This is a genomic window from Chryseobacterium sp. BGA-UO-ETr-SB22, assembly GCF_059567885.1.
Genome location: NZ_JCAQOV010000005.1, coordinates 820746 through 842847, shown reverse-complemented (window position 1 = coordinate 842847; position 22102 = coordinate 820746). Strand labels below are relative to the sequence as shown.

Sequence of the window (22102 nt, the reverse complement as noted above, 5' to 3'; positions counted from 1 at the left end):
TTACAAACTTTTATTTGCGGCATGATTATCTTCAGGCCAGGCAAAACCAATTCCTCCATGCTTATATCTGTTTGTTTCCAGATAAAAAGTATTTACTCCCTGCAGCCCAACACCAGCATAGTAAACAAACTTGTCAACATATTCCTGATATTCGCCAAACTCACGATATTCTGTATGTAAGCCATTCAGACTAGCCAGTTCTTCATTATGTATACGCAAAGCCTCGGCGCAAGCATCTTCCAATGAAAGGTCATATTCCTGCTGCAATACAAAAACCAGATTGAAAACCTCTGTTCCCTTCGCCATTTCTTTTGGCAGGGAGTGAAGATCATTTTGCCAGGCAACCACCAGGGTCATATGGGAAATCATTTTTTGTACCACTATATGCTCAAAGATATGTTCCGGCAGGACAAGACCTGACTCAATCTCACCAAAGATCAGATAAGGGCGCATTAGAACAGAATATTCCCGAATGGTTTTGTAAAGGTTCAATGATGGAGGACGGTGAACTATTTTGTAAGGGTACTCCAATTCTATTCCGTATCTGAAGGATTGATAAAAATAGTAAACAAACCGATCAAACCATACATCTGGCATGAAAGCACGAAATTCATCCCGGATCATTGCCATATGATGATAGAGAGCATTTTCCTCCGGCATTGGGTGAGCCCCCCTGAGAATATCTGTACAACGGATCCGCAACTGCTGGATTTCCTCAAGGGACGAATGTTCCACCTGATCATCAAGAGCAACATACTGAAGCATGAATCTGTTGCATGGAATGGCTTGCTCGTAAGTTAAGTGCGGCCACATACGTGCAGTACACATATGAAGTTCCATTTTTTTATAAATTTTGCGTTGTTTTTCGGTCAAAAAAGTATAATCATTATCAATCCAACTATCCATATCTTTCCCCATTTGTTCAGCATGTGGATTTATAAGGTCGGGCCATGGGTAGCATCCCCTTGGCAAGTAGTCTGCACTATTAAATTGTTCTGGTGTCATTTTATCTGTATTTAAAATTAGCTGTACTTAAATAAGCAGCAACTCCTTTATGCTCAATACATCACAACCGGATTTTTTCTGCATACTGATTGCTGCAATAAAACCGTTCTGTATTTCATAGATCATGTATTCACTCAGGTAAAACATATTGGTATACCCCACTCTGTTCCGAACATATAGCAGGTTATCAATTGTGCTTACCATAAGGTTAATGACTTTTCAAATACCATGGTAATTGTTCAAATTTTATTGAAGTTGGTTCTGCCCCAATGTTTCTTTTAATTCGGAAGCACTTGGAAATTCAGTTCTGTTATAGCGGTCGAGCTTGGTGGATATATTTTTCCAGCCACTCAGCACCATACTCATATAGTGTACCCAATTGACCACAGCCTCATGCCATACACCGAAGTCAGGAAGTGAAGCCTGCAGAGTTACAAACTCCTTGAGATCTTCATTATGGAGGCGCAGGTCTTCCAGGCAGGCTTCTTCTAACGAAACCCGCCGTTCATTCTGGATCACCTTCACGATATTATAATAGATACTACCTGTGGCTTCATCTTTTACAACAGATTGAACTTCATTAAAAAAAGTTACAAGATGGCAGGCAAGTGCCTGCAGACGAAGGATCACCGGATGATTATGAATCTCCGGAGGCAGGATGATGCCAGTTTCAACTTCAGTAAGCTGCAAGAAAGGGTACAGACAGATGGAATCTTCCCTTAGGACAATACATTCTGCCGTTGTAGGAAACATCTTATTCTTTTTGTATTCCTGTTCTTTTTTAAGCCCTTTAAAATATCTGCTGATCATCTGTGTGAAACGATGCATTGATTCTTTGGGAATAAACTGCTGCAGCTCTTCTCTTAATGAAGCCAACATAGAACCTAAGGGGATCCCTGATTGTGCTGCTGTGATCTCGCCATTCAGTATTGCGATCGACTGACCATGTACAGAATCTATCTCTTCAGGATTACTTTCCTCATACAGATCATCATTGTACAGAGTCCATAGCATCAGCCTGCATATTGGCCTGAAGCGTTCAGCAGAAGCCGTTGGAAACCATTGTGCTGCAATATGGGCAGTCTTGGTTTTTTTGTACTTTTTGCGTACATCAGGATTGTTTTCATAGAGCCACAGATATTCTCCGTCAATCCACTGATTTTCAGTAATCTCCTGGAGCTGTTCAGCATGTGGGTTTTTTAGGGTTGGGAATGGATACCTGAACTTATTCTGGAGAAGTTCAAGGGGATTAAATTTTTCGTTGCTCATGATTGTATGTTTTAATAGTTATAGTTTTTTATCCATATATCATTTTTAGTTAAATATATTCAGCACCAAAAAAAACTGAAAAATATATTCAAAAACAATATATATAACTAATAAACAACAAGATACAATCATTATTTATATACTAAATATACAATTAATTATATTACATTTTAAATAAAAAACACAATATTATCAAATAATATACAAAATATTGATTATCAAATAATTAAACTCTAAACAATATAATAACTCATATTTACAACACAGAATACCAACCACTTACGATATTAAAAATCAGACTATCTTCTATACTTTTATCATTTTATATAAATTTTTCATTCATTAATTTGAATAAAAGAGTTGAGAAACATACTCATAAAACTTTCTATATTATTTATAATAAAATAAGCCTTGAATCAAATGATTCAAGGCTTATTTTGTGGAGATTCCATTATTTACCCGATAAGCTTTCCTAAGAGCATTATTCTGGTAAATTCTTTACTGAATTTCTGTAGTGATATGCTTAGCGTTTGATTACTTTTACAGTTTTTACAGTATCATTATCCGAATGTACTATCACCTGATAAATACCCGGTAACAGAGTAGAAAAGTCAACTGTTCCTTTAGCATCATTAATTGCTTTGGTAAGTACCTGTTTTCCGGCTGTATTGTAAACCATTACTGAAAGAATTTTCTGATCCAATGAGACTGTCAGGACATCGTATACCGGATTTGGATAGACTTTCAGCTGTTCTGCCTTTGTTGGAGCTAAACTTTTCCTTGCTGAAACTACATCAACCACTACATTACTTGCAGGACAGCCAACAGGCGTAAAAATTGTCCTTTGAATATCTGTGCCATCAGGGATCTGTCCTTCACTATTATAACCAGAGATCGCTAAAAGTCCATTAGTATTTATAGCCAGTGTATTTTGACCTCCTGCTGAGATATTTTGCCAGTCGGTGGCAGTTCCGATAAGCATTGGGGTAGATCTGTGCGCTGTAAAGCCGTCTCCTAATTGTCCTGAGGCATTATATCCCCATGTCCAAAGCGTTCCATCTGTTTTTATCGCTATAGAGGACCCATTAGTACCACTGCTAAAATTTCGCCAATCTGTTGCGGTTCCTACTTGTATAGGTAGGGTTTTATTCACTGTTGTACCATCTCCCAATTGTCCCCATCTATTATCTCCCCAGGCCCAGATTGTTCCATCTGTTTTGATTCCCATGGAATGAATCCTTCCTCCATCAATAGCTTTCCAATTCGTAGCTGTTCCTATTTGTACAGGTAAGGTTTTATTTACTATTGTGCCATCTCCTAATTGTCCGCTCTTATTATCCCCCCAGGCCCAAAGCGTTCCATCTGTTTTTATGGCAAGAGTATGATTGCCTTTGGATGCTACATTTAGCCAGTCTGTTGCGGTTCCTATCTGTATAGGTAAGGTTTTATTTACTGTTGTGCCATCTCCTAATTGTCCACTCTTATTATTTCCCCAAGCCCAAAGGGTACCATCAGATTTTATAGCTGCCATATTACCATCTCCAGTTGCCATATTTACCCAGTCTGCATCTGTTCCTAGTTGTATTGGAGCCGTCCTCTGGGTTGTAGTTCCATCACCTAATTGCCCGTTATAATTCCAACCCCATGTCCAAAGGGTTCCATCTGCTTTTATGCCTGCCGAATAAGAAAGCCCGGCAGCTATTTTCACCCAGTTATCAGAGGTTCCTATTTGGGTGGGAATATTTCTGTTTACAGTAGTTCCATCACCCAGCGCTCCGTCAGAGTTATCTCCCCAGCCCCATAATGTTCCGTCTGTTTTTAATCCTATGGAATGATAAAGACCGGCACTCACCTTTTGCCAACAGCCGGGTTCAGTGGAAGGAAGTGTAGTAAAAGAACCTCCAGACAGCCAAACTGCCTGGCTAAATCCGCAATCAGAAGCTACCCACCAATAATAAGTGGTGGCAGGCAGTAAATTGGTTAAATTTACCGTTGTAGAAGTAGTAGCTCCATTATTTCCACTCATTGCAGGATTTGTGCTATACATGTACAAATAACCCATACCAGGCGCTTGAGTGGCTGCCGTCCAGGTAATAGTAGCTGTTGCAGAAGTAATATTGGCTGTTGAAAATTGTGTTGGAGGAATACAAACTTCAGGACAGGCAATAGCGACAAACGTATCTTTCTCAACATTAGTACCATCTCCTAACTGACCTAAACTATTTTGTCCACAAGATTTAAAAGTACCGTCAATATTCTTTACAAGAACATGATTTTTTCCAACATAAATCTGAAGATTGTCTGAAGAAGAACCTACTTGTGTAGGTGGTAATGCGGCATTTGTTGTGTCCGTTCCATTTCCAAGTTGTCCAAAAGCATTATATCCCCATGACCAAAGGGTTCCATCTGTCTTTGTTGCAAATGCAGCCCCATTTTTAGCCCCTATATATAGCCAGTTAGTTTCCGTTCCTATTTGAGTCGGAACTTTTTTTGATATGTTAGTTCCATCACCTAATTGCCCATAAACATTCTGACCCCATGCCCAAAGGGTACCATCTGTTTTTAGACCTAGTGAATAATTATCTGAAGCGTCAACGATTTTCCAATTCGTATCTGCTCCTATTTGCGTGGGAACTTTTTTTGAAAGGTTTGTACCATCTCCATATTGTCCGGAACTATTAGAGCCCCATGCCCATAGTGTCCCATCTGTTTTGATTCCTAATACATACTTATAGCCGGTATCAACGCTTTGCCAATCTGTACCTGTTCCGATTTGTGTTGGGATTTTTTTTGCAGCGGTAGTTCCATCTCCCAATTGTCCGGAATCGTTACGTCCCCATGTCCATAATGTTCCATCTGTTTTGATTCCTACCGAAAAGTCTTCCCCTATGCTGACACTTTTCCAATTCGTATCTGTTCCAATCTGTGTTGGGATATTTTTTGTAGCGGTAGTTCCATCTCCCAGCTGTCCATATTCGTTACGTCCCCATGCCCACAATGTTCCGTTATTTTTAATGGCGAAAGTCTGATAACCTCCGGCACTGATAATTTTCCAATCTGTAACTTTTCCTATTCGGCGTGGTGCATTTCTGCCCATTGAGGTTCCGTCACCTAGCTCTCCTGAAAAATTAGTTCCCCATCCCCACAATGATCCGTCTGTTTTGATTCCTACTGAATGTTCATTTCCAGCACTGAGACTTTGCCAACATTGAGCAAAGGTGTGCAAACTAATGAATACACATAATAAAAGTATTTTTCTCATATTTTAATTTTCATGATATTTTCCTACTCATATAGCTTTTCGGTTCCGCTTCGTTTACATGGTTTCCAAACTCCATACAATAAGTCATCTGAATACCAACAATTCTTCAAAATCAAATAAATTCATAGAGAAACAGAAATGTTAATCAATGAATAAGCATTGATTTTAAAAAGAATTTTGCAGATGTTACTTGTAGCCCTGAAGAAATTTTGAGGACTTACTGTTGTTTTAAATTACAGGAAAAAAAGAGTATGGTATTCGTAAAAACAAATACAGTGTAGTTTTGTTCATTTTCATGGTTTAATTAGTTTTTAAGGTTTAGTTTTTGAGGAAACAACATTATCAGTTATGATAATTTTTATGCTGTTGGTTACAAAAGTAGATTTTTATGATGAATCCCGAAATAGCATTTATGAATATTTTCAGCAAGGTCAGAATGCTATCGTTTCTACGTCCATAAAGATATAAGCTATCTATTTTTCTAAATTGATTATTTTATCCAATATTTGCTTTTTTCTGTTATCCAGAGTTCCTGTTACTACTAGAATTTCATTGCTAAAATCTCCAATCCAGTCCTGCAAGATATCATTGACTTCGTGTCTTAGATCGGGCAAATCTGATTCCTGATAGATTATTATATCGACAGTTTCTATGGGCACAAAAACCAAAAGGTCAATCCCAGCAATTGCGTTGGTCATTTCTTCGTAGAGAGCAGATATATTTTTCTTTTTGTTTATCGCATAAATGTACGCCAGCAGGTCTAATGGGCAACGGTCAAAAATCACGTTGTCATCACTATTTCTTATTTGTTCTACAGAAAAATTGAATTGTTCAATGTAATCATCCGAAGTTGGTATTTCTGAAAACAAATATCCCTGCTCTTCAAGTTGAAGATAAGGCTCATTAATAAATTCATAGTCAGGTAAACTTTCAGCTATTTCCTCCGCCAAAGTTGTTTTTCCGACCCTATGTGAACCTGTAAAAGCTATCCGCATACTTTTAGTTTTAAAAAATTAAATTATTTTATTTTGTCCCACTTAAAGATATAGCTTTGCTCCAATAAATTTCTTCGGTTAATTTACAAAACAAAAAATCCTGTACGAATATCGTACAGGATTCACTTTTTTGCGGAGAGAGAGGGATTCGAACTTGACAATAAAAACGATCTGAATATGGTATAATTAAAATAAAACTCAGACAATTGCCACGAATTTGCCACTACTCTATATTTTTAATCTGCAAAATCTTAACTCTTGACTAAAGAACTCTTTAGTTTGAATATACAAATATAAAACATTTTACCTTAAAGGATTAATTCACTATAATTTATTTAAATATTGCCCAATAAAAGAATCCAGGTTCTGCATTGAAAAGATGGCGATAGGTATTATGCTAAATTTGGTTAATATCAATGATTTTAGAAGAATTATTACGCCTAAGAAATTTGACCGCTCCCTGTATATGATCTAAACTTTTCTAAGGCCTAGCCTTCACTATTAATTTTTTCCACGTCTTTCATTATATAGTCCTTAACAGTTTCAGGATATCCGCTGTCGATCACGGTGTATTTGATTGGTAGTATCATTGCCGAAGCATATTAACAGACAATCTCCTTGAAGATATTCAGGAGAATACATTTCAACTAAATCAGTTTCATTTAATAATTTTCGATAATCGTCAGAAATTAAATTCTGTCTATCAACTGGTACAATACTTTCAAATTTTTCTAGATAAAGAATTGAAAATTTCAACCATTCCGTATTTGGTGGTTCTAAGTTTGGATAATATATAAATTTTTTCATAGTACTGTTTTTAATGACGTGCAACGTTTTGGGCTTGCCGAAGACGGGGATTTTAGCACAAAAGTTCAATAGAATTAATAATCTTGAACCTTGCACAAATGTTTAATCGAATAACTTCAGCCTCGCTTTTGGTAAGCACTTGTTGAGCTGTGGTTGTTTTCCCTCAACGAAAAAAGCCATTCACAAATATATGCAAATGGCTTAAATTATTCTTGGCAGTCAGATTAGAACTTTCCGTTATTGTTTTTCCAATCTTCTTTCGGTGTCATTTTCTCAATTACGTCCCAATGTTCTGCAATCTTTCCGTTCTCAACTCTGAACAAGTCATAAAAAGAATTGTGGTCTTTTCCGAAGTACCCTTCACTTACGACCAATACAAAATTTCCTTCTCCAAGTACCCGGTGAATTTTGTCGTACTTCATAAAGATGCCTTGTTTCGCCAATTCGGCAAGTGTAGCACCTAATCCTGAAAGTTGGTCTGGAATATTTGGATTATGTTGGATGTAATTATCTCCATCAAAATATCCCGCCAGTTTTTCCATTTTGCCATTTACTAAAATGTCTTCAACAAAATTTCTTGCTAATGTTTTGTTGGCTTCGGTTTTGTCAAGGTCTTTAATTTCTGTTGCACCATCAATCATTGTATGTCCGCTTGGATTTGGCTTTGCAGGTGTTTCTTGCAAATTATCCCAATGTTCTACAATCTTTTCGTCTTCAAAACGAAAAATGTCAAAACCGATTTTTGGGCCAAAGAAATTGTAATCTGTATGCGTGAATACAAAATCTCCGTCTTGAAAAGCTCTTACAGTATTCACTTTTGCTGAATTTGGTGGCAATGCTTGCAACACCGCTCCGAAACCTGCAAGTCCATCTGCAACACCTAAATTGTGTTGAATGTACTTGTTAGAGTTGATATATCCAACAGGTTCTGCTGCTCCTGTTTCAATTGCTTTTAGTAGGCTTACTACTTTTTGTTTGTTTTCCATTTTATTATTTTTTATTAATGTTAAACTTCCTTTTAAATTTAAAAATGTATTGTCTGGTGAGGTGATATTCGTGTAAACAATTTGCTTCTCAAAATCTTCCAAATGAGTTACGGTTGTACCAGACTTCTCTTTCCAATATACCATATATAAATTGGGCCTGATTTGTGTTTTTGTTATCGCAACAGTTTCTGATGCGCCAAAACCATCATTCGTTAATGCTTTCCAGGTTAATTTTGTTTCACTTTCAAAAAATAGTTCGAAAGCATAATTGCCAAAATCAGCCTTGAATTTGTTGCCGATTACTTCAACTTGATTGTTTATTTTATTTAATTTTTTTGAATTTACATTTGATTTGGTTTGAGCATTTAAAGTAAATAACCCAACACTTAAAATCATTGTTGCACTTAATAATATTTTGTTCATTTTGCTATGTTTTAATTACAATGCAAAGTTGCAACGAACTGTAAAAATGGAAAAGGTAGTAATGTTCCTTTGAATGATACTTTTACGCCACCGAGTTCTTTTCTCTAAACTCTATTGGAGTAATTTGCGAATGCTTTTTGAAGTATTTTATAAAATTGGTGGGTTCCTCAAACCCCAAATAATAGCAAATTTCTTTTACGCTTTCGTTTGTATGGGCTAAAACTCTTTTGGCCTCCAGCATCACCCTGTCATTAATAATTTCTTTAGATGTTTTGCCAAAAAGTTTTGAAGTGGCCTGATTTAGGCGTTTTTCAGAGATAAACATTTCTTTGGCATAGTAGGATACTTGCTTTTGAGCTTTGTAGTTTATTTCGAGAAGGTCTTTAAACAGCATCACATAATCAAGGTTAGCTTCCTTTTTAAGTTCAATAAAGTTTTGTTCACGCTTTTTTCTTTCTGAATGAAGTAAAAAATTGTGTAGTAGATTTTTCAGAATGTCCGCTTGTGAATTATCTTTAACATTTTGTATTTCACTGGTCATTTGATGCAAAATATCGGCGAACACAGTTGTTTGCTCATCCAATTGAATTCGAGAAACCGAAAACAAATCATTGAACAAAATATTACTACGCAAAAATTTAGTATCGGCTTCAGTTTTGCAGAAAAAATTGTCCGTAAATAAAATTGCTTTTCCTTCAAACTTTGTTTTACTGTCAAAGCGTTGAACTATATCTTTATTGAGAAATAGCAAAGTGTTTGTCTTTATTTTTATTGGGTCAAAGTCCACTAAATGTGTCGGATTTCCTTTTTGGAACCAAATAATATGATAAAAACCAGTTCGATGTGTCGTGGTTAAAGTATCTTCAAAGTCTTTGTATAATTCCACCAAATCCACAATTTCAAATTCTTGTGGAAGTCCGGTCTTAAAGTCGTAATTTTTAATATCTGTTGTCATTTGCAGGGTATTGGTACAATTACAGCTAACGTATAAATTTACGCATTGCGCAAATATCACCTATCTATCCTTAGGCTTATTAATTCCATAAAACATTCATAATCAATCAATTGAATACAACAAAATTAGACAAGCACATAAATGTAATAATAAACCTATATTACGAAATTTATTCTGATAATTTGGATTCATTTTTATTTGGGAAGAAAAACAAAAAACATAAATCCCAGCTTTACAGTTGGGATTTATTTTTATTACTTTGAGTCTCCGGGCTTATGCTTGTGTGGTTTCAAATCAGGATGTTTCGGTTGATTTGGCGGAGTTACGCGAGGTCTTTTATCTGGCGTTCCATCTTCTTTCTTAGGTTTTGGCCCTGGCTTAATAGCTGTTACGGTTTCCATATAAATATTTTTTAGTTAATTCTTTATAAAGGTCATCATAAACATTTTAATTACAATACGGAAAACCATAATGGAAGTAAGAATATTTAATTGAAGATTCTCTGTTTTCATTTACAATACCACTCATTCAAATCAACACAATCAAGATAAATTTGAGAACAATCTTCTACGTTATTATATTGATTCTGAATTTTTGTTTTAACCGATTTCCCGTTGTCGTCATTATCCAAAAACAATGAGATTTTATGATACTTATTCAATTCATTTTCAACCTTAAAAAACATTGAAGTAGAATTCAGAATCAAATAATCTGCATTTTGTTCTTTATCCATAATTCTATAAGTCAGGTAATCGAAATAACCTTCAGAGCAGCGATTTCTTTCAAATATTCATTAATTTTCTGATTACTGAACACTGGGAGAACTTTCTCATCATTGATACATCTAGGATGCATTCTATAGCTATCTAAAATCCCTTCGGCAATTGGTAATAAAGGAATATTTGCTTCAACTTTGGTCTTTGTTCTTTTGATTTTAATCCATTTCTCTTTATTATTTCCGATCCTTATATTTTCGTTTGCCAATTTTTTCACATCAGAATATGATAATCCTGTAAAGCAACAAAAAAGGAATATATCCCTAACTATCTTTAATCTCTCTGTTTCAAACAGTTTCTTTTTTATCCTATCCAATTCACTCTCTGTCAGGAAACGCACATCCGAAATCACAATCTTAGATTTGTAGTTCGAAAAAGGATTTTTGGTTATCCATTCATTGTCCAAGCAAATATTGATTATTTTCTGAAAATTCTTAATATATTTTACTGCAGAATTATTCGCACAGTTACGAACGGTTTTTAGAAAGAATTCATAGTCTGCTATAAAAGCAGGATTAATTTCTCTTATATCAATGTCCGAAATATTATATTTTCATTGCATAAATTGCTGGGTGTGTCTTAAGGATGTCTCATATCTTTCTAATGTTCCACGAGCAAAACCTTTTCCTATCAATTCTCTGATTTGATTATTGTGGTCTTTAAATACTTCCACTAGAGTAACTCTCCGAACGTCAATACCTAAAAATCTATTTTTTAAACTTTCACAAGTGATCATTTTTTGATTGTTTAAAAGATAATTATACGATTCGAACATTTTTGCTCTCAAACCTTCTAGAAATGAATTTAAAGTTTTTGACTGTGAAGAGGTCCCAGAAATTTTACCGGATTTGGAGCTCCAATCAATAGTTTTAATTGTTCTCCCTGTTGAGATTTCACTTCGTTTTCCGTTGACAGTGATTCTTAAATAGATGGCTGATAAATCAGAATTTCCTTTTGTCTTTTTTACGTAGAATAATAAACTGTAGGTTTGCATTAGCATGGTTTTAAAGGTTAATGAAATTAATTCTGAATCTTTAAAACTACAAGATGTTCAATAGCGTGTATGATTGATGAACAGGCTGTTTCTTACTAAATTCGGTGAGTACATATCTTTCAATATTTGCTACTCACCAAGTTACTCCCCTTTTTATTTGAATTATTATGATACTTTTTGATAAGTCATAAAAACAAAAAAAGCCTTTAAATATTACTATTTAAAGGCTTTTAATGTTCTTTGGTTTCTCACCTAGCGGAGAGAGAGGGATTCGAACCCCCGGACCTGTTACAGTCAATAGTTTTCAAGACTATCGCAATCGACCACTCTGCCATCTCTCCTTAAACTCCGGCTATACCGTTGTTTTCAGTGGTGCAAATATAGAACGATTTTTAATTTCTGCAAAACTTTTGCCACACAAATTTTAACAAAACTTAATAATAGACTAGAAATCAAGGGAATTATTTTCACCGAACACATCACCTATTCTCTGTCTACGATTGTAATGAAGCTGTTTTTTAAAAAATCGGACGGATATACAAACTGATCTCCGTCTTCTCCTTTTACCACGATAGCTCCCTGCTCATCGTTCAGGCATTTGTCTAGCTGGCTTTTCAGATCATTAAGTTTTCCAAAGGGAGCCTCAATAATGTAGGTTCCGGTAACGTGCGTTATTTTGATGACTTTTGTTTCCATTTTTATTTTCGATTAGAAGCTAAATTTAGGAATTTTACTCTAGGTAGGAATATTTTTCAGAAAGATAAACAACTTGCCCTTACACGAGTATACCAGAAGAGCCAAATTGTTTTTTCACCGGGTACCAATCAAAAAATCCTTTATCCCCTTTATAAAGTAGGTAGAACTCCTTCCGAAGTGGCTGAAGACCATACATGAACCTCTCCAGGATGTTATACAAGTATCCGGAGAATAAAGTATATTTGTAAAGATTCAAATCACTCTATAACAGAACTAAAAACTAATAACACTATTTTCAAATGTTTACTCAATCTTTTATTAAAAGTACGATTGTTACTGCTTCTCTAGCTTTTTCCTCAATGGCTTTTGCCCAGAAAATGCCTATGTCTGTTCTTCCATCCGGCCATCTGATTGTAGGGGCTGAAGTAGATGGTAAAAAGGGAAATTTCATTTTTGATACCGGTGGTGGAATCAATCTTTTCCTGAGAAATTTTTCCAAAGACCTGGGCCCAAAAGAAACCTATAATTACCTTACAGCTTTCAGGGCAACAGGCGAGAAAATGACTATTCCCCTATTCAAATCGAAAGAGATTATTTTTAATGGTAAAAAGTTTAAAAACACATGGTATGCCACGCATGATATGGAGATCAAAGGAATTGACGGCTTGATTTCCCTTCCAATGCTTTATGACACAGAGTTTATCATTGATTATACTACCAACGAGCTTGTCTTTCCAAAAGAAAAACTGAGCAGTAAGAAAGTGATGGATATCCAGTTGTCTACCAACGCAGACCAGTCCATGGATATTACTACTTATGTGCTATTAAACAATAAATACAAGATCAATGTTCTTCTGGATTCCGGCTCTGGTAAAGATTCTTTTTGGCTTAATGAAAACCTGATGAATACACTAGCCATCAAAAAAGAGACCCTGCAAGTAATGGAAAAGAAAAGTGAATTCAACCCCGATCTGACAACCAAGTTTTATATAGGTGATATTGGCTCTATTTCTACCCCTTTTGCTACCGTTGAAAAGCCTAAGGTCGCTTTTGTGGAAGGTCTTATTTATGAAGGCAAAACGAGTATCAACTGGCTGGGTAAAAAACTGGGATTCAATCTTAAAGAGAAGAAGATTTACATTTTAGATTAAAATTAGAGATATGTTGCAAAACTGTAATTTTGACGAAGAATTACCTCAAAAATAAGATTCTTCCTTCGTCAGAAATCGAAGATTCGACGCAATCAATGACAATGTGGAAAACTATGCTGCGAAAGCCATCCCATCAAATTTTTTTTGAATTTTCGCCATCCTTCCTAGCAAGGGAAATAGGTATTACTTCTGTCAGAATTTTGTATGGTTTCTCATTTCTTACAACCTTATTTTTTCTGAATTATTCACACTGGATTCTACGGAATGACAAACGTTGGGATAAGTTTATGTCATTCCGTAAGAATCTAAATTTATTGAAATACTTTAGATTTCACGCTTCAATTTGTATTGCTCTGAATGATAAACTTTAGGTATAGTTAGTAGCAGGTTCTTAATTACAGCCTTTTCCGTCTTTTATTCCCCTGCTGGTTCAAACAATTCTATTTTATTACCTTCTGGATCAAGAATGTGTACAAATTTCCCGTATTCATATGTTGCCACTTCGTCCAGTACCGTTACACCTTCTTTCTTTAGTTCCTCTACTAATGCTTCAATATTCTCTACATGGTAATTGATCATGAATTCTTTTGATGAAGGTTCAAAATATTGGGTAGAGTCTTTGAAAGGGCTCCACAGCGTATATCCTTTCTTATCAGAATCAGCCTCTTTCCAGTCGAATTTGGCTCCGTATGGGCTGGTTGGTAAGCCAAGGTGGGTTTTGTACCATTCGTTTACTTGTTCCGGGTCTTTACACTTAAAGAAGATGCCTCCAATGGCAGTTACTCTTTTCATTTTTTATTCGTTTTTTTAAGTTTATATAAATGGAATGCAAATCAGTTTCACTTTGCAGTTTCACAAATATATTAATGTTTTCATTAGATATTTCATGAATTTTTCATTGGATATGGAGAAATATTTTTGTTGGAAAACGCAAAGGCACAAGTAATCCTAAAAACACTTACTATAAGGTGCAAAGACTTTATCTCCGATAAAATTGTACACTGTTTAATTTATTTTATCTCATACTGATGTTGCAGATAGTAATAAAAAGCTGCTTGACGTGCAAAAACACTCAGATAGATGGAAAACGAAAAAAGCGCACCCATCAGGCACGCTTTGTATTGTATAAACTGAATACTATTAGTGTAATTCAGCCAGATATTTTTCTGCATCCATTGCAGACATACACCCGCTTCCGGCAGCTGTAATAGCCTGTCTGTATATATGGTCCTGAACGTCTCCAGCAGCAAATACTCCCGGAAGATTTGTTCTTGAAGAACCTTTTTCTGTTAAGATATATCCGTTTTCATCAAGATCTATCTGACCTGCGAAGATATCCGTATTCGGCTTGTGGCCAATTGCAATAAAGATCCCTTCAACATCTACTGTAGATTTTTCCTGAGTCTGATTGTTGATGATTACCGCTCTTTCTACAAGGCTGTTTTCTCCTTCAATCCCGATTAATTCATGGTGAAATTTCACTTCGATATTCGGAGTGTTTTCCACTCTGTGAATCATTGCTTTTGAAGCTCTGAAAACGTCTTTTCTTACCAATAGTGTTACTTTTTTACACAATTTAGCAAGGTAAGTAGCCTCTTCAGCTGCTGTATCTCCTGCTCCTACTACCACAACATCTTTTCCCCTGTAGAAGAATCCGTCACACGTAGCACAAGCTGAAACTCCACCTCCTGCATATTTTTTTTCATCATCAAGCCCTAAATACTTTGCAGTAGCTCCTGTAGAGATAATGACTGTTTTTGCAAGGATTTCTTTGTTTCCTGCATATAGTTTGTGAACACCGCCAACTTCCTTAGAGAATTCAGCTTTAGTGATCATTTCATAATGAACTTTGGTATCAAATCTTTCTGCCTGTTTTTGCAGATCCATCATCATTTCAGGACCTGTAATCCCAGCTGGATACCCTGGAAAGTTATCCACCTCTGTGGTTGTCGTTAATTGTCCGCCTGGCTCCAAACCTGTATACAATTCAGGTTTAAGGTCTGCTCTTGCTGCATAGATAGCAGCGGTGAAACCAGAAGGCCCAGATCCAACGATCACACAATCTAAAATGTTTTGCTCCATAATTTACTTTGTTCGAAAAGATTTAATTTGAATTAAGACCGCTAATTTCGGAATTTTTAATTTCTCCTTAAAGTTATTTTAATGATACTTGTCAATATCTGATATGTTGAATTTCGATGGTAATTGTTGTGAGGCTCGGGATTCGAGTTTCATGATTCGGGTTCGAGGGTTGAATTATTGGGATTCAGGAGGGATTTGGCACGAAAATTTAACAATTTTACAACCTCATATCCCGCAACTCGTATCTCATATAATATTACCTCGTATCTCGCATTCTCATCACACTTTCATCTTAATCTTATCTACATTGATAATCTTATACACCAGTTCCCTAATCAGCTCAGCTTCTCCCATATTCACTGCTCCCAGTCCTTTTCCTTTCATATCAAACTCACGTAGAATAGAAATGACTCTTGTAGCATGTTTTAGAGGATAAAGTCTCGCACTTTCCGCATAATCTTTGATAAAGTATGGATTTACACCCATCTGAGATGCTATGGTCTGTGGAGACTGCCCAGCCATCGTCTGATAGATGATAACGTTTGAAAAGTAATTGTAAAGGCTTGCCAGCATCATGACGAAAGGGTTGTTCTTCGGATTCTTTCCCATAAAATGGGCAATTTTAAAAGCAGTATTGGCATTTTTGGTCCCCAAAGCCTTTTGAAGTTCAAAAATATTATACTCTTTACTGATTCCGATATGGTTTTCAACAATAGTTCCGTCAAGGATTTCTCCTTCTTTAAGGATGATCTTTAATTTGTTAAGTTCATTCACAATTCTGGACAGGTCGTTACCAAGATATTCTGCTAGAAGATGGGAAATATTAGGCGCTGTATTGATTTTACGTTTCACACATTCATCTGAAATCCATTTGGGAAGATTGTTTTCCTTTACAGATTCACTCAGAAAAAGAGTTTTAGCTTTATCTAAAGCTTTAGCTGCCTTTTTTCTGCTGTCTAGTTTTTTGTGCTTGTGTGCGAAAACCAATACTGTAGAAGGAACAGGGTTTTCTACATAAGATTCCAGAATTCTGTTTTCCTCTTCATTGAATCGTAAATCCTGAGCTTCTTTCACGATAATCACCTGCTTGTCTCCCATCATGGGAAACTGTCTGGCCAGAGAAAGAACTTCCTGATAAGAAGTATCTTTTCCATAAGTAACTGTCTGGTTGAAAGCTTTTTCATCTTCTTCCAAAAAGTTATGTTCAAGGGCTTTTACAGCGACATCAATAAAGTAAGCTTCTTCTCCGTGGAAAAAATAAATAGGTAAAACTTCTTTATTTTTAATATTTTTGAGGATTAAATCTAATTCTTTCATCTTATTAATGGAACTTCCAAAACTGAATTTTCAGGAAACTTTTGATTTTAAATTCAAGAAAGACAAAGATAAGTTTTTTATTTATGATTTGGTTCGTAAAACTTATCTTCTGCTCACTCCTGAGGAATGGGTAAGACAGCACTGGATACACTATTACCTTACTGTAAAATCCTATTCTACATCAGCCCTGATCACCGAAAAAAAGATTGTCCTGAACGGGCTTACCAAACGTGTTGACCTTCTGGTTACAGAGAAAACAGAACCTATTATTCTGATCGAATGCAAAGCGCCACAGATTAAATTAACGGAAAAAACATTCGAACAGACGGCCAGATATAATTCTATTATCGGAGCCCGGGAAATCATCCTGACCAATGGGCTTCAGCATATCAATGCTTATTATGAAGATGGGCAGTATCGGTTCTACAGACCAGAGTAAACCATACTATGACTCCGTTTTTACCAATATTGACAGGAAGGGCGAAAGTTCAAAAACAACCTTAATAAATTGATTTACAACAATATCAATTAATATGAAAATCAAGAACATTATTTTCGATTTCGGAGGCGTTCTTATGGACTGGAATCCGAGATATTTTTTCAAAGATTATTTTAACGATAATGAAAGAATGGAATACTTCCTGAAACACATTGCTCAGGATGAATGGAATGTAGAACAGGACAGAGGAAGAAGTCTTGCTGAAGGAACAGAAATCCAGATAAAAAAATTCCCTGAATGGGAAAAAGAGATCCAGGCTTTCTATGACAACTGGACCGTCATGCTGAAAAGTGATATTCCACAAAACGTAGAGGTACTGAGAAAACTTAAAAATACCGATTATCAACTGTTCGGACTCACGAATTGGTCTGAAGAAACCTTTCCTTACGCATTGGAAAACTATGATTTCTTCCAGATATTTGAGGGTAAAATAGTGGTTTCCGGAACAGAAAAGCTTATAAAACCAGACCCTAAAATCTGGCATGTGCTGTTAGAAAGATACAACATCAAGGCTGACGAATCTGTTTTCATTGATGATAATCCAAAGAATATCGACATGGCACAGTCACTGGGATTCATTACCATTCACGTTTTTCCGGATACCGACTTAACGAAGGAACTGAAAAAATTTGGAATTGAAGTTTAACCCTTTTAAATATTTTCTTAATTTTAATCTGTTTTTACAATTCACAAACAATTAATTATGATACGTTCCATCTTATTAACCACAATGATTATGGCTTCAGGAACCCTTTTCAGTCAGAAACTTAAAACCGTTTCCTATCAGGACGGCGCACAGAAGCTGAATGGTCTTATCACTTCCAATGCAGGAAAGAAACTTCCGGGAGTTCTGATTCTTCCAGCCTGGAAAGGGATTGATGAGGAAGCTAAAACAGCCGCTCTTGAACTTGAAAAACAAGGTTACATTGCTTTTATCGCTGATATTTATGGCGAAGGAAAAATTCCGGCAGACAATGAATCCGCGGCCAAAAGTTCAGGATATTACAAACAGAATTACAACGAATACCAAAAAAGAATTGCACTGGCTTTGGAACAGCTGAAGAAAAACGGGGCGATTTCTGATAAAACAGCTGTTATTGGCTATTGTTTTGGCGGTACTGGAGCATTAGAATCAGCCAGAGGTCATTTACCTGTTGCCGGAGTGGTTTCTATCCATGGAAGCCTTGCAAGGGATCAGAGCAGAAAAAACGAAGCACTAACTGCGAAAATTCTGGTTGAAAATCCTGCTGATGATAAAAGTGTAACTCCTGATGATTACAATAACCTCATCAAAGAAATGAATGAAGGAAACGCTGACTGGCAGATTATTACCTATGCCCACTCAAAACATACTTTCACGGATCCAAAATCACCGGATTATAATGAAACAATGGCCAAAAGAGCATGGAATCATACGTTGGTATTCCTGAAAGAAATACTGAAATAGGAATAACAAAAAAGGCAAATTCGCGAATCTGCAAATTTGCCTTTTTCTTTTTATACTTTTATCCAATTATGGTTGAGCTGCCAGCTCAACATCATATTTTTTTGGAGAATATTTGGTTAGAGAACCTGTTGCGGCATCAATTCCAACTCCTATTGCTCCTCCCAGAATAATATTAAGTAAAGTTACTGCATTAAAGTTTTTTGTCAGTTTCACTTCTTTCTTCTCAAATCCTTCTTTTTCAAATGTAACCATCTGCTTACTCAAAGATCTTTGGATTTTAGCAGTACAAGGCGTTGTACATTTTTCTATTCCTTTGTGAAACACTTTTGCTCCTTCAGGGCTCGAAGAAAAAGCTATTGCATCCTGAGTTCCTGTAAAAATAGATGCACATGAAGTAGTAGAAAGTGTAATACCCAGCAATAGTACAATCGATAATTTATTTTTCATAAATTTTAAATAGTTTTTTTAAGCCCGCGAACTTACAAAATAATTTAAAACATCCAATATCAATTTTGAAAAAAACATAATAAAAGATAGAATTCATAGGCATTTAAGAAAAATAACTCTAATTGAATACCAAACAAAAAAGCAAATCCAAGGATTTGCTTTTTTATAGTTTAAAAATGTTCTTAATCTGCTCTTTCCTCTTCCCTGTTGACCAGCTCCATAGAAAAGGCTGGCAGACAGATGGCAAGGTATTCACAAGGTTCTGAGAATGGGTTGCTGTAACGGATTCTCGCTCCTTTTTCAATAAGAATACTCTGACCTTTTTCCAAAACAACAACTTCTCCGTCGATTTCGAATTGTTTTTTCCCTGAAATGATATAAGTAAATTCATCAAATTCAGGCGTCTGATGCGGCTCACTCCAGTCCGGAGGTGCTACCATATGGGCAATAGAAACATTAGAATTTCCGGTAGAGTTTCCCCAATGCTCTTCAATCAGTTTCCCGTCTGTAGTAGGAACTACAAATGGGGAATGTTGAATTTTATATTTTTTCATCCCCAGTCTTCTTTTGTGATTTCATATACAAAATTGGTTCTTGTAGGCTCTGCAAAATAAGCAACTTCTTCTTCAGCAATTTTTTGTCCGCCAAGTCTTTCCAAAGCTGTCTGTGAACGGAAATTTTCTTTTCCGATGTGAAAATGAACCTTATCTACAAACTGAAAGATATAATCCAGCATCAGCTTTTTAACCTGTGGATTAATGCCTTTGCCCCACGATTTTGTTCCGTAGAAAGTATATCCTACGAAAATATGGCTGTCTTCTTCATCAAAATTATAATAACGGCTGCTGCCCAATACATCTCCGGTAGCTTTCTCAATAATTTTGAAAGCTCCGCCACTCTCCATAGCTCCTGTAAAAAAGTTTTCGAAAACCTCTCTCTGGTAACGATCTTTGTTGGGATGCTGTTCCCAAACTTTAGGATCGGAAGCTACTTCATATAAAGATTCAAAATCTCCTTGCTGTAAGGGGATCAGTTGAAATTCTTCATTCTCTAAAACAGGCTGAACAGAAAAATTCATTGCTTAGCTCTTTTTAGTAGAATCTGATTCTATTTTCTTGATTTCTTTTAACTTGTCAGAAATCTTGATCACAGTGTCTAATTTTGATGGCTTCAAAGGAACTTCAGCCTGAGCCATATCCCATTTGATCACTAAGTTTCCTGTATTTTCATCTGTAGGATTCAGGGTGATTTCAAACCACTCTTGTTTGTCTGTAAGTACATTAACTGGTACGGTAACATCTACTACATCTTGTTTAGGATCGTAAGTATAAGCTCCCCACTGTTGGAAATCTTTATTCAAAATCACTTTCCATTCCTTTTCTGTAGGAACGATGAATAATCCGTAAGTTCCTGCAGGAACTGTTTTCCCACCGAAATTAACGGCCTGTCCGAAAGTAATTTTCGTAGACGAGTTAGCACCTGCTCTCCAAACCTGACCATAAGGAACCAATTCTCCAAAAATCTTACGTCCTTTCACTCCTGGTCTTCCATAATCGATGGAGATTTTAGACATAGAAAACTGTTGCTCAACCTTCTGGCGCGGACTTGCTGCCGGCACAGAATAATCCTGAGCAAAACTGAATGCTGAAACTGAAATGCAAACTGCTGCTAATAACTTTTTCACGTGTAAATTTTTGTTTAAAATTACAAAAATCAAAACAAAATAGCTTTCACAAACTTCGTTAATTTTTGTTTTACCGATATTTTTCTATTAACATATTATTACATTCAAATCCTTTTTGAAATCAGTATCTACCCATTAAATAGTTTACTTTTCTTGATTGTTTTTCCCTTTCTGAGCTGGATTGAATGAAAAACAGAAGGAACATCATTGGTCCATGTTTTCAGGATCAGAAGAATAGCAATAATTTCTGCCCTGGTCAGCAATCCCACCCAAAAACAAAGATTAAATAGAATAATCGACTGACACTGAAAAATAACCTGAATTAATGTTCCAAAAAGCAATATAGTCCATATTTTGGCACCAATAGAGTGTGTAGCCACTTCTTTTCGGAATTTTATAAAGCTTACCAGATAAATAAGGATTTCAACCCCTCCAAGAATGATTATTTTATAAGCATTTGTTTTGAAAAACTCGGGACATTGTATATACGTGGCAAGTCCTACTGAAACGAAAAAAATCTGATCAACAGTAGAATCCAGACGTCTGAGTTTTTGGGTTGAAATATTAAGATATCTGGCTATAATTCCGTCAAAAATATCGGTTAATAGTCCTATGGTTAATAAAACAACAGCAATTGTCTGATAATAACCGACTTTAATAAGGCTTAATAAAATGATGATTAATCCAATAATAAGTCTGGAAAAAATTAAAATAGCCGGAATTTTTGATTTCATAAAAGAATATAGCAAGATCATTTTAAGGGGTAAAAAGTAAGGAATAGAAAGGGTTTTTAAAACAAAATAGCTTTTTCTAACTCCAACAATTTTTGTTTTCTCCAGATACCTCCGGCATAGCCTACCAATTCTCCGTTGGAGCCTATCACACGGTGGCACGGGATTAAAATCGCAATTTTATTGATCCCATTGGCTGTTCCTACGGCACGTATCGCCTTTGGATTTCCTAAGATCTCCGACTGCTGCTTATACGTTCTTATTTCTCCCATCGGAATTTCACGGAGAAGCTGCCAGACTTTTTCCTGAAACTCAGTTCCTGTCGTAAACAGCGGAACATCGAAATGGCTTCTTTTTCCTTCAAAATATTCTTCCAATTCTTCTTCCAGCTGGTGAAAATGAAGATGTTCTTGTTCTACAATTTCTGCTTTCAAAGATTTTGACAAAGCCTTCAGCTGTTTTTCAATATTTTTCCGGTCTGTAAATTCAAGCAGACAGATCCCTTGGTCTACGGCACAGACAATCATTTCTCCCAGCGGGGTTGATATATTTTTTTGGTGTATAAATTCCATTAGT

At 35.9% G+C, this 22102-nt stretch carries 24 protein-coding genes and 1 tRNA gene; 4 read left to right on the top strand and 21 right to left on the bottom strand.

The window, feature by feature from the left end; translation table 11 throughout:
* The 12 genes from AC57AW_RS11065 to AC57AW_RS11010 all read right to left on the bottom strand — a co-directional run bounded on the left by AC57AW_RS11065 (position 1) and on the right by AC57AW_RS11010 (position 12168).
* Positions 1–906, bottom strand: coding sequence for a terpene synthase family protein (locus AC57AW_RS11065; RefSeq protein WP_496351907.1), 906 nt, complete (start codon positions 904–906; stop codon positions 1–3).
* Positions 907–1032: 126 nt separating this feature from the next.
* Entirely contained in the window at positions 1033–1209 is a 177-nt protein-coding gene (locus AC57AW_RS11060) for a hypothetical protein (protein WP_496351906.1), read from the bottom strand.
* A gap of 42 nt (positions 1210–1251) precedes the next feature.
* Positions 1252–2274: a terpene synthase family protein gene (locus AC57AW_RS11055; protein WP_496351905.1), complete on the bottom strand. Its 1023-nt coding sequence runs from the start codon at positions 2272–2274 to the stop codon at positions 1252–1254.
* Positions 2275–2797: 523 nt separating this feature from the next.
* Positions 2798–5536, bottom strand: a complete 2739-nt coding sequence (locus tag AC57AW_RS11050) for an RCC1 domain-containing protein (protein WP_496351904.1) — start codon at positions 5534–5536, stop codon at positions 2798–2800.
* Between the two features lie 473 nt (positions 5537–6009).
* Positions 6010–6531 (bottom strand): AAA family ATPase, encoded by a 522-nt coding sequence (locus AC57AW_RS11045; protein WP_496351903.1) that lies wholly within the window; start codon positions 6529–6531, stop codon positions 6010–6012.
* 1031 nt (positions 6532–7562) lie between these two features.
* The gene (locus AC57AW_RS11040; RefSeq protein WP_496351902.1) at positions 7563–8747 is read right to left on the bottom strand and encodes a nuclear transport factor 2 family protein; all 1185 of its coding nucleotides are present in this window, start codon (positions 8745–8747) and stop codon (positions 7563–7565) included.
* A gap of 82 nt (positions 8748–8829) precedes the next feature.
* A complete protein-coding gene (locus AC57AW_RS11035; protein WP_496351901.1) occupies positions 8830–9702 on the bottom strand; it encodes a helix-turn-helix domain-containing protein in 873 nt (290 codons plus the stop codon).
* Between the two features lie 508 nt (positions 9703–10210).
* Positions 10211–10435 (bottom strand): toprim domain-containing protein, encoded by a 225-nt coding sequence (locus AC57AW_RS11030; RefSeq protein WP_496351900.1) that lies wholly within the window; start codon positions 10433–10435, stop codon positions 10211–10213.
* An 11-nt stretch (positions 10436–10446) separates the two neighbouring features.
* The gene (locus tag AC57AW_RS11025) at positions 10447–11007 is read right to left on the bottom strand and encodes a site-specific integrase (RefSeq protein WP_496353881.1); all 561 of its coding nucleotides are present in this window, start codon (positions 11005–11007) and stop codon (positions 10447–10449) included.
* Between the two features lie 24 nt (positions 11008–11031).
* Positions 11032–11472 (bottom strand): Arm DNA-binding domain-containing protein, encoded by a 441-nt coding sequence (locus tag AC57AW_RS11020; RefSeq protein WP_496351899.1) that lies wholly within the window; start codon positions 11470–11472, stop codon positions 11032–11034.
* Between the two features lie 256 nt (positions 11473–11728).
* Positions 11729–11813: transfer RNA gene (locus tag AC57AW_RS11015), tRNA-Ser, on the bottom strand.
* A 142-nt stretch (positions 11814–11955) separates the two neighbouring features.
* A complete protein-coding gene (locus tag AC57AW_RS11010; RefSeq protein WP_496351898.1) occupies positions 11956–12168 on the bottom strand; it encodes a glyceraldehyde-3-phosphate dehydrogenase in 213 nt (70 codons plus the stop codon).
* A 299-nt stretch (positions 12169–12467) separates the two neighbouring features.
* Here AC57AW_RS11010 and AC57AW_RS11005 point away from each other — a divergent pair, with 299 nt between their 5' ends.
* Positions 12468–13319 (top strand): pepsin/retropepsin-like aspartic protease family protein, encoded by an 852-nt coding sequence (locus AC57AW_RS11005; protein ID WP_496351897.1) that lies wholly within the window; start codon positions 12468–12470, stop codon positions 13317–13319.
* A 414-nt stretch (positions 13320–13733) separates the two neighbouring features.
* Here the strand turns inward: AC57AW_RS11005 and AC57AW_RS11000 are convergent, their stop codons facing one another.
* From AC57AW_RS11000 to holA, 3 genes are all read right to left on the bottom strand, one after another.
* Entirely contained in the window at positions 13734–14111 is a 378-nt protein-coding gene (locus AC57AW_RS11000; RefSeq protein ID WP_142716357.1) for a VOC family protein, read from the bottom strand.
* Positions 14112–14459: 348 nt separating this feature from the next.
* Positions 14460–15401, bottom strand: a complete 942-nt coding sequence (trxB, locus tag AC57AW_RS10995; protein ID WP_496351896.1) for a thioredoxin-disulfide reductase — start codon at positions 15399–15401, stop codon at positions 14460–14462.
* Positions 15402–15680: 279 nt separating this feature from the next.
* Positions 15681–16718, bottom strand: a complete 1038-nt coding sequence (gene holA, locus AC57AW_RS10990) for a DNA polymerase III subunit delta (protein ID WP_496351895.1) — start codon at positions 16716–16718, stop codon at positions 15681–15683.
* Between the two features lie 7 nt (positions 16719–16725).
* Here holA and AC57AW_RS10985 point away from each other — a divergent pair, with 7 nt between their 5' ends.
* The 3 genes from AC57AW_RS10985 (at position 16726) to AC57AW_RS10975 (ending at position 18664) form a co-directional block, all read left to right on the top strand.
* Complete coding sequence (locus AC57AW_RS10985) at positions 16726–17157, top strand: type I restriction enzyme HsdR N-terminal domain-containing protein (protein WP_318847932.1); 432 nt, start codon at positions 16726–16728, stop codon at positions 17155–17157.
* A gap of 94 nt (positions 17158–17251) precedes the next feature.
* Positions 17252–17863, top strand: a complete 612-nt coding sequence (locus AC57AW_RS10980; protein WP_496351894.1) for an HAD family hydrolase — start codon at positions 17252–17254, stop codon at positions 17861–17863.
* A gap of 57 nt (positions 17864–17920) precedes the next feature.
* On the top strand, positions 17921–18664 hold the full coding sequence (locus AC57AW_RS10975) for a dienelactone hydrolase family protein (RefSeq protein ID WP_496351893.1): 744 nt from the start codon (positions 17921–17923) through the stop codon (positions 18662–18664).
* Between the two features lie 66 nt (positions 18665–18730).
* On the opposite strand, the gene AC57AW_RS10970 is transcribed toward AC57AW_RS10975, so the two are convergent.
* The 6 genes from AC57AW_RS10970 to AC57AW_RS10945 all read right to left on the bottom strand — a co-directional run bounded on the left by AC57AW_RS10970 (position 18731) and on the right by AC57AW_RS10945 (position 22098).
* Positions 18731–19111 (bottom strand): peptidase associated/transthyretin-like domain-containing protein, encoded by a 381-nt coding sequence (locus AC57AW_RS10970; RefSeq protein ID WP_496351892.1) that lies wholly within the window; start codon positions 19109–19111, stop codon positions 18731–18733.
* Positions 19112–19293: 182 nt separating this feature from the next.
* Positions 19294–19665: a cupin domain-containing protein gene (locus AC57AW_RS10965; protein ID WP_496351891.1), complete on the bottom strand. Its 372-nt coding sequence runs from the start codon at positions 19663–19665 to the stop codon at positions 19294–19296.
* Positions 19662–20189, bottom strand: a complete 528-nt coding sequence (locus AC57AW_RS10960; protein WP_318847937.1) for a GNAT family N-acetyltransferase — start codon at positions 20187–20189, stop codon at positions 19662–19664. The genes AC57AW_RS10965 and AC57AW_RS10960 overlap by 4 nt, the downstream gene beginning before the upstream one ends.
* Before the next feature lie 3 nt (positions 20190–20192).
* Positions 20193–20795: a DUF2911 domain-containing protein gene (locus tag AC57AW_RS10955; protein WP_496351890.1), complete on the bottom strand. Its 603-nt coding sequence runs from the start codon at positions 20793–20795 to the stop codon at positions 20193–20195.
* A gap of 128 nt (positions 20796–20923) precedes the next feature.
* Positions 20924–21529 (bottom strand): CDP-alcohol phosphatidyltransferase family protein, encoded by a 606-nt coding sequence (locus tag AC57AW_RS10950; RefSeq protein WP_496351889.1) that lies wholly within the window; start codon positions 21527–21529, stop codon positions 20924–20926.
* 56 nt (positions 21530–21585) lie between these two features.
* Positions 21586–22098 carry a methylated-DNA--[protein]-cysteine S-methyltransferase gene (locus tag AC57AW_RS10945; protein ID WP_496351888.1) on the bottom strand — a complete coding sequence of 171 codons (513 nt, stop codon included), beginning with the start codon at positions 22096–22098 and terminating at the stop codon, positions 21586–21588.
* Positions 22099–22102 lie beyond the last annotated feature (4 nt).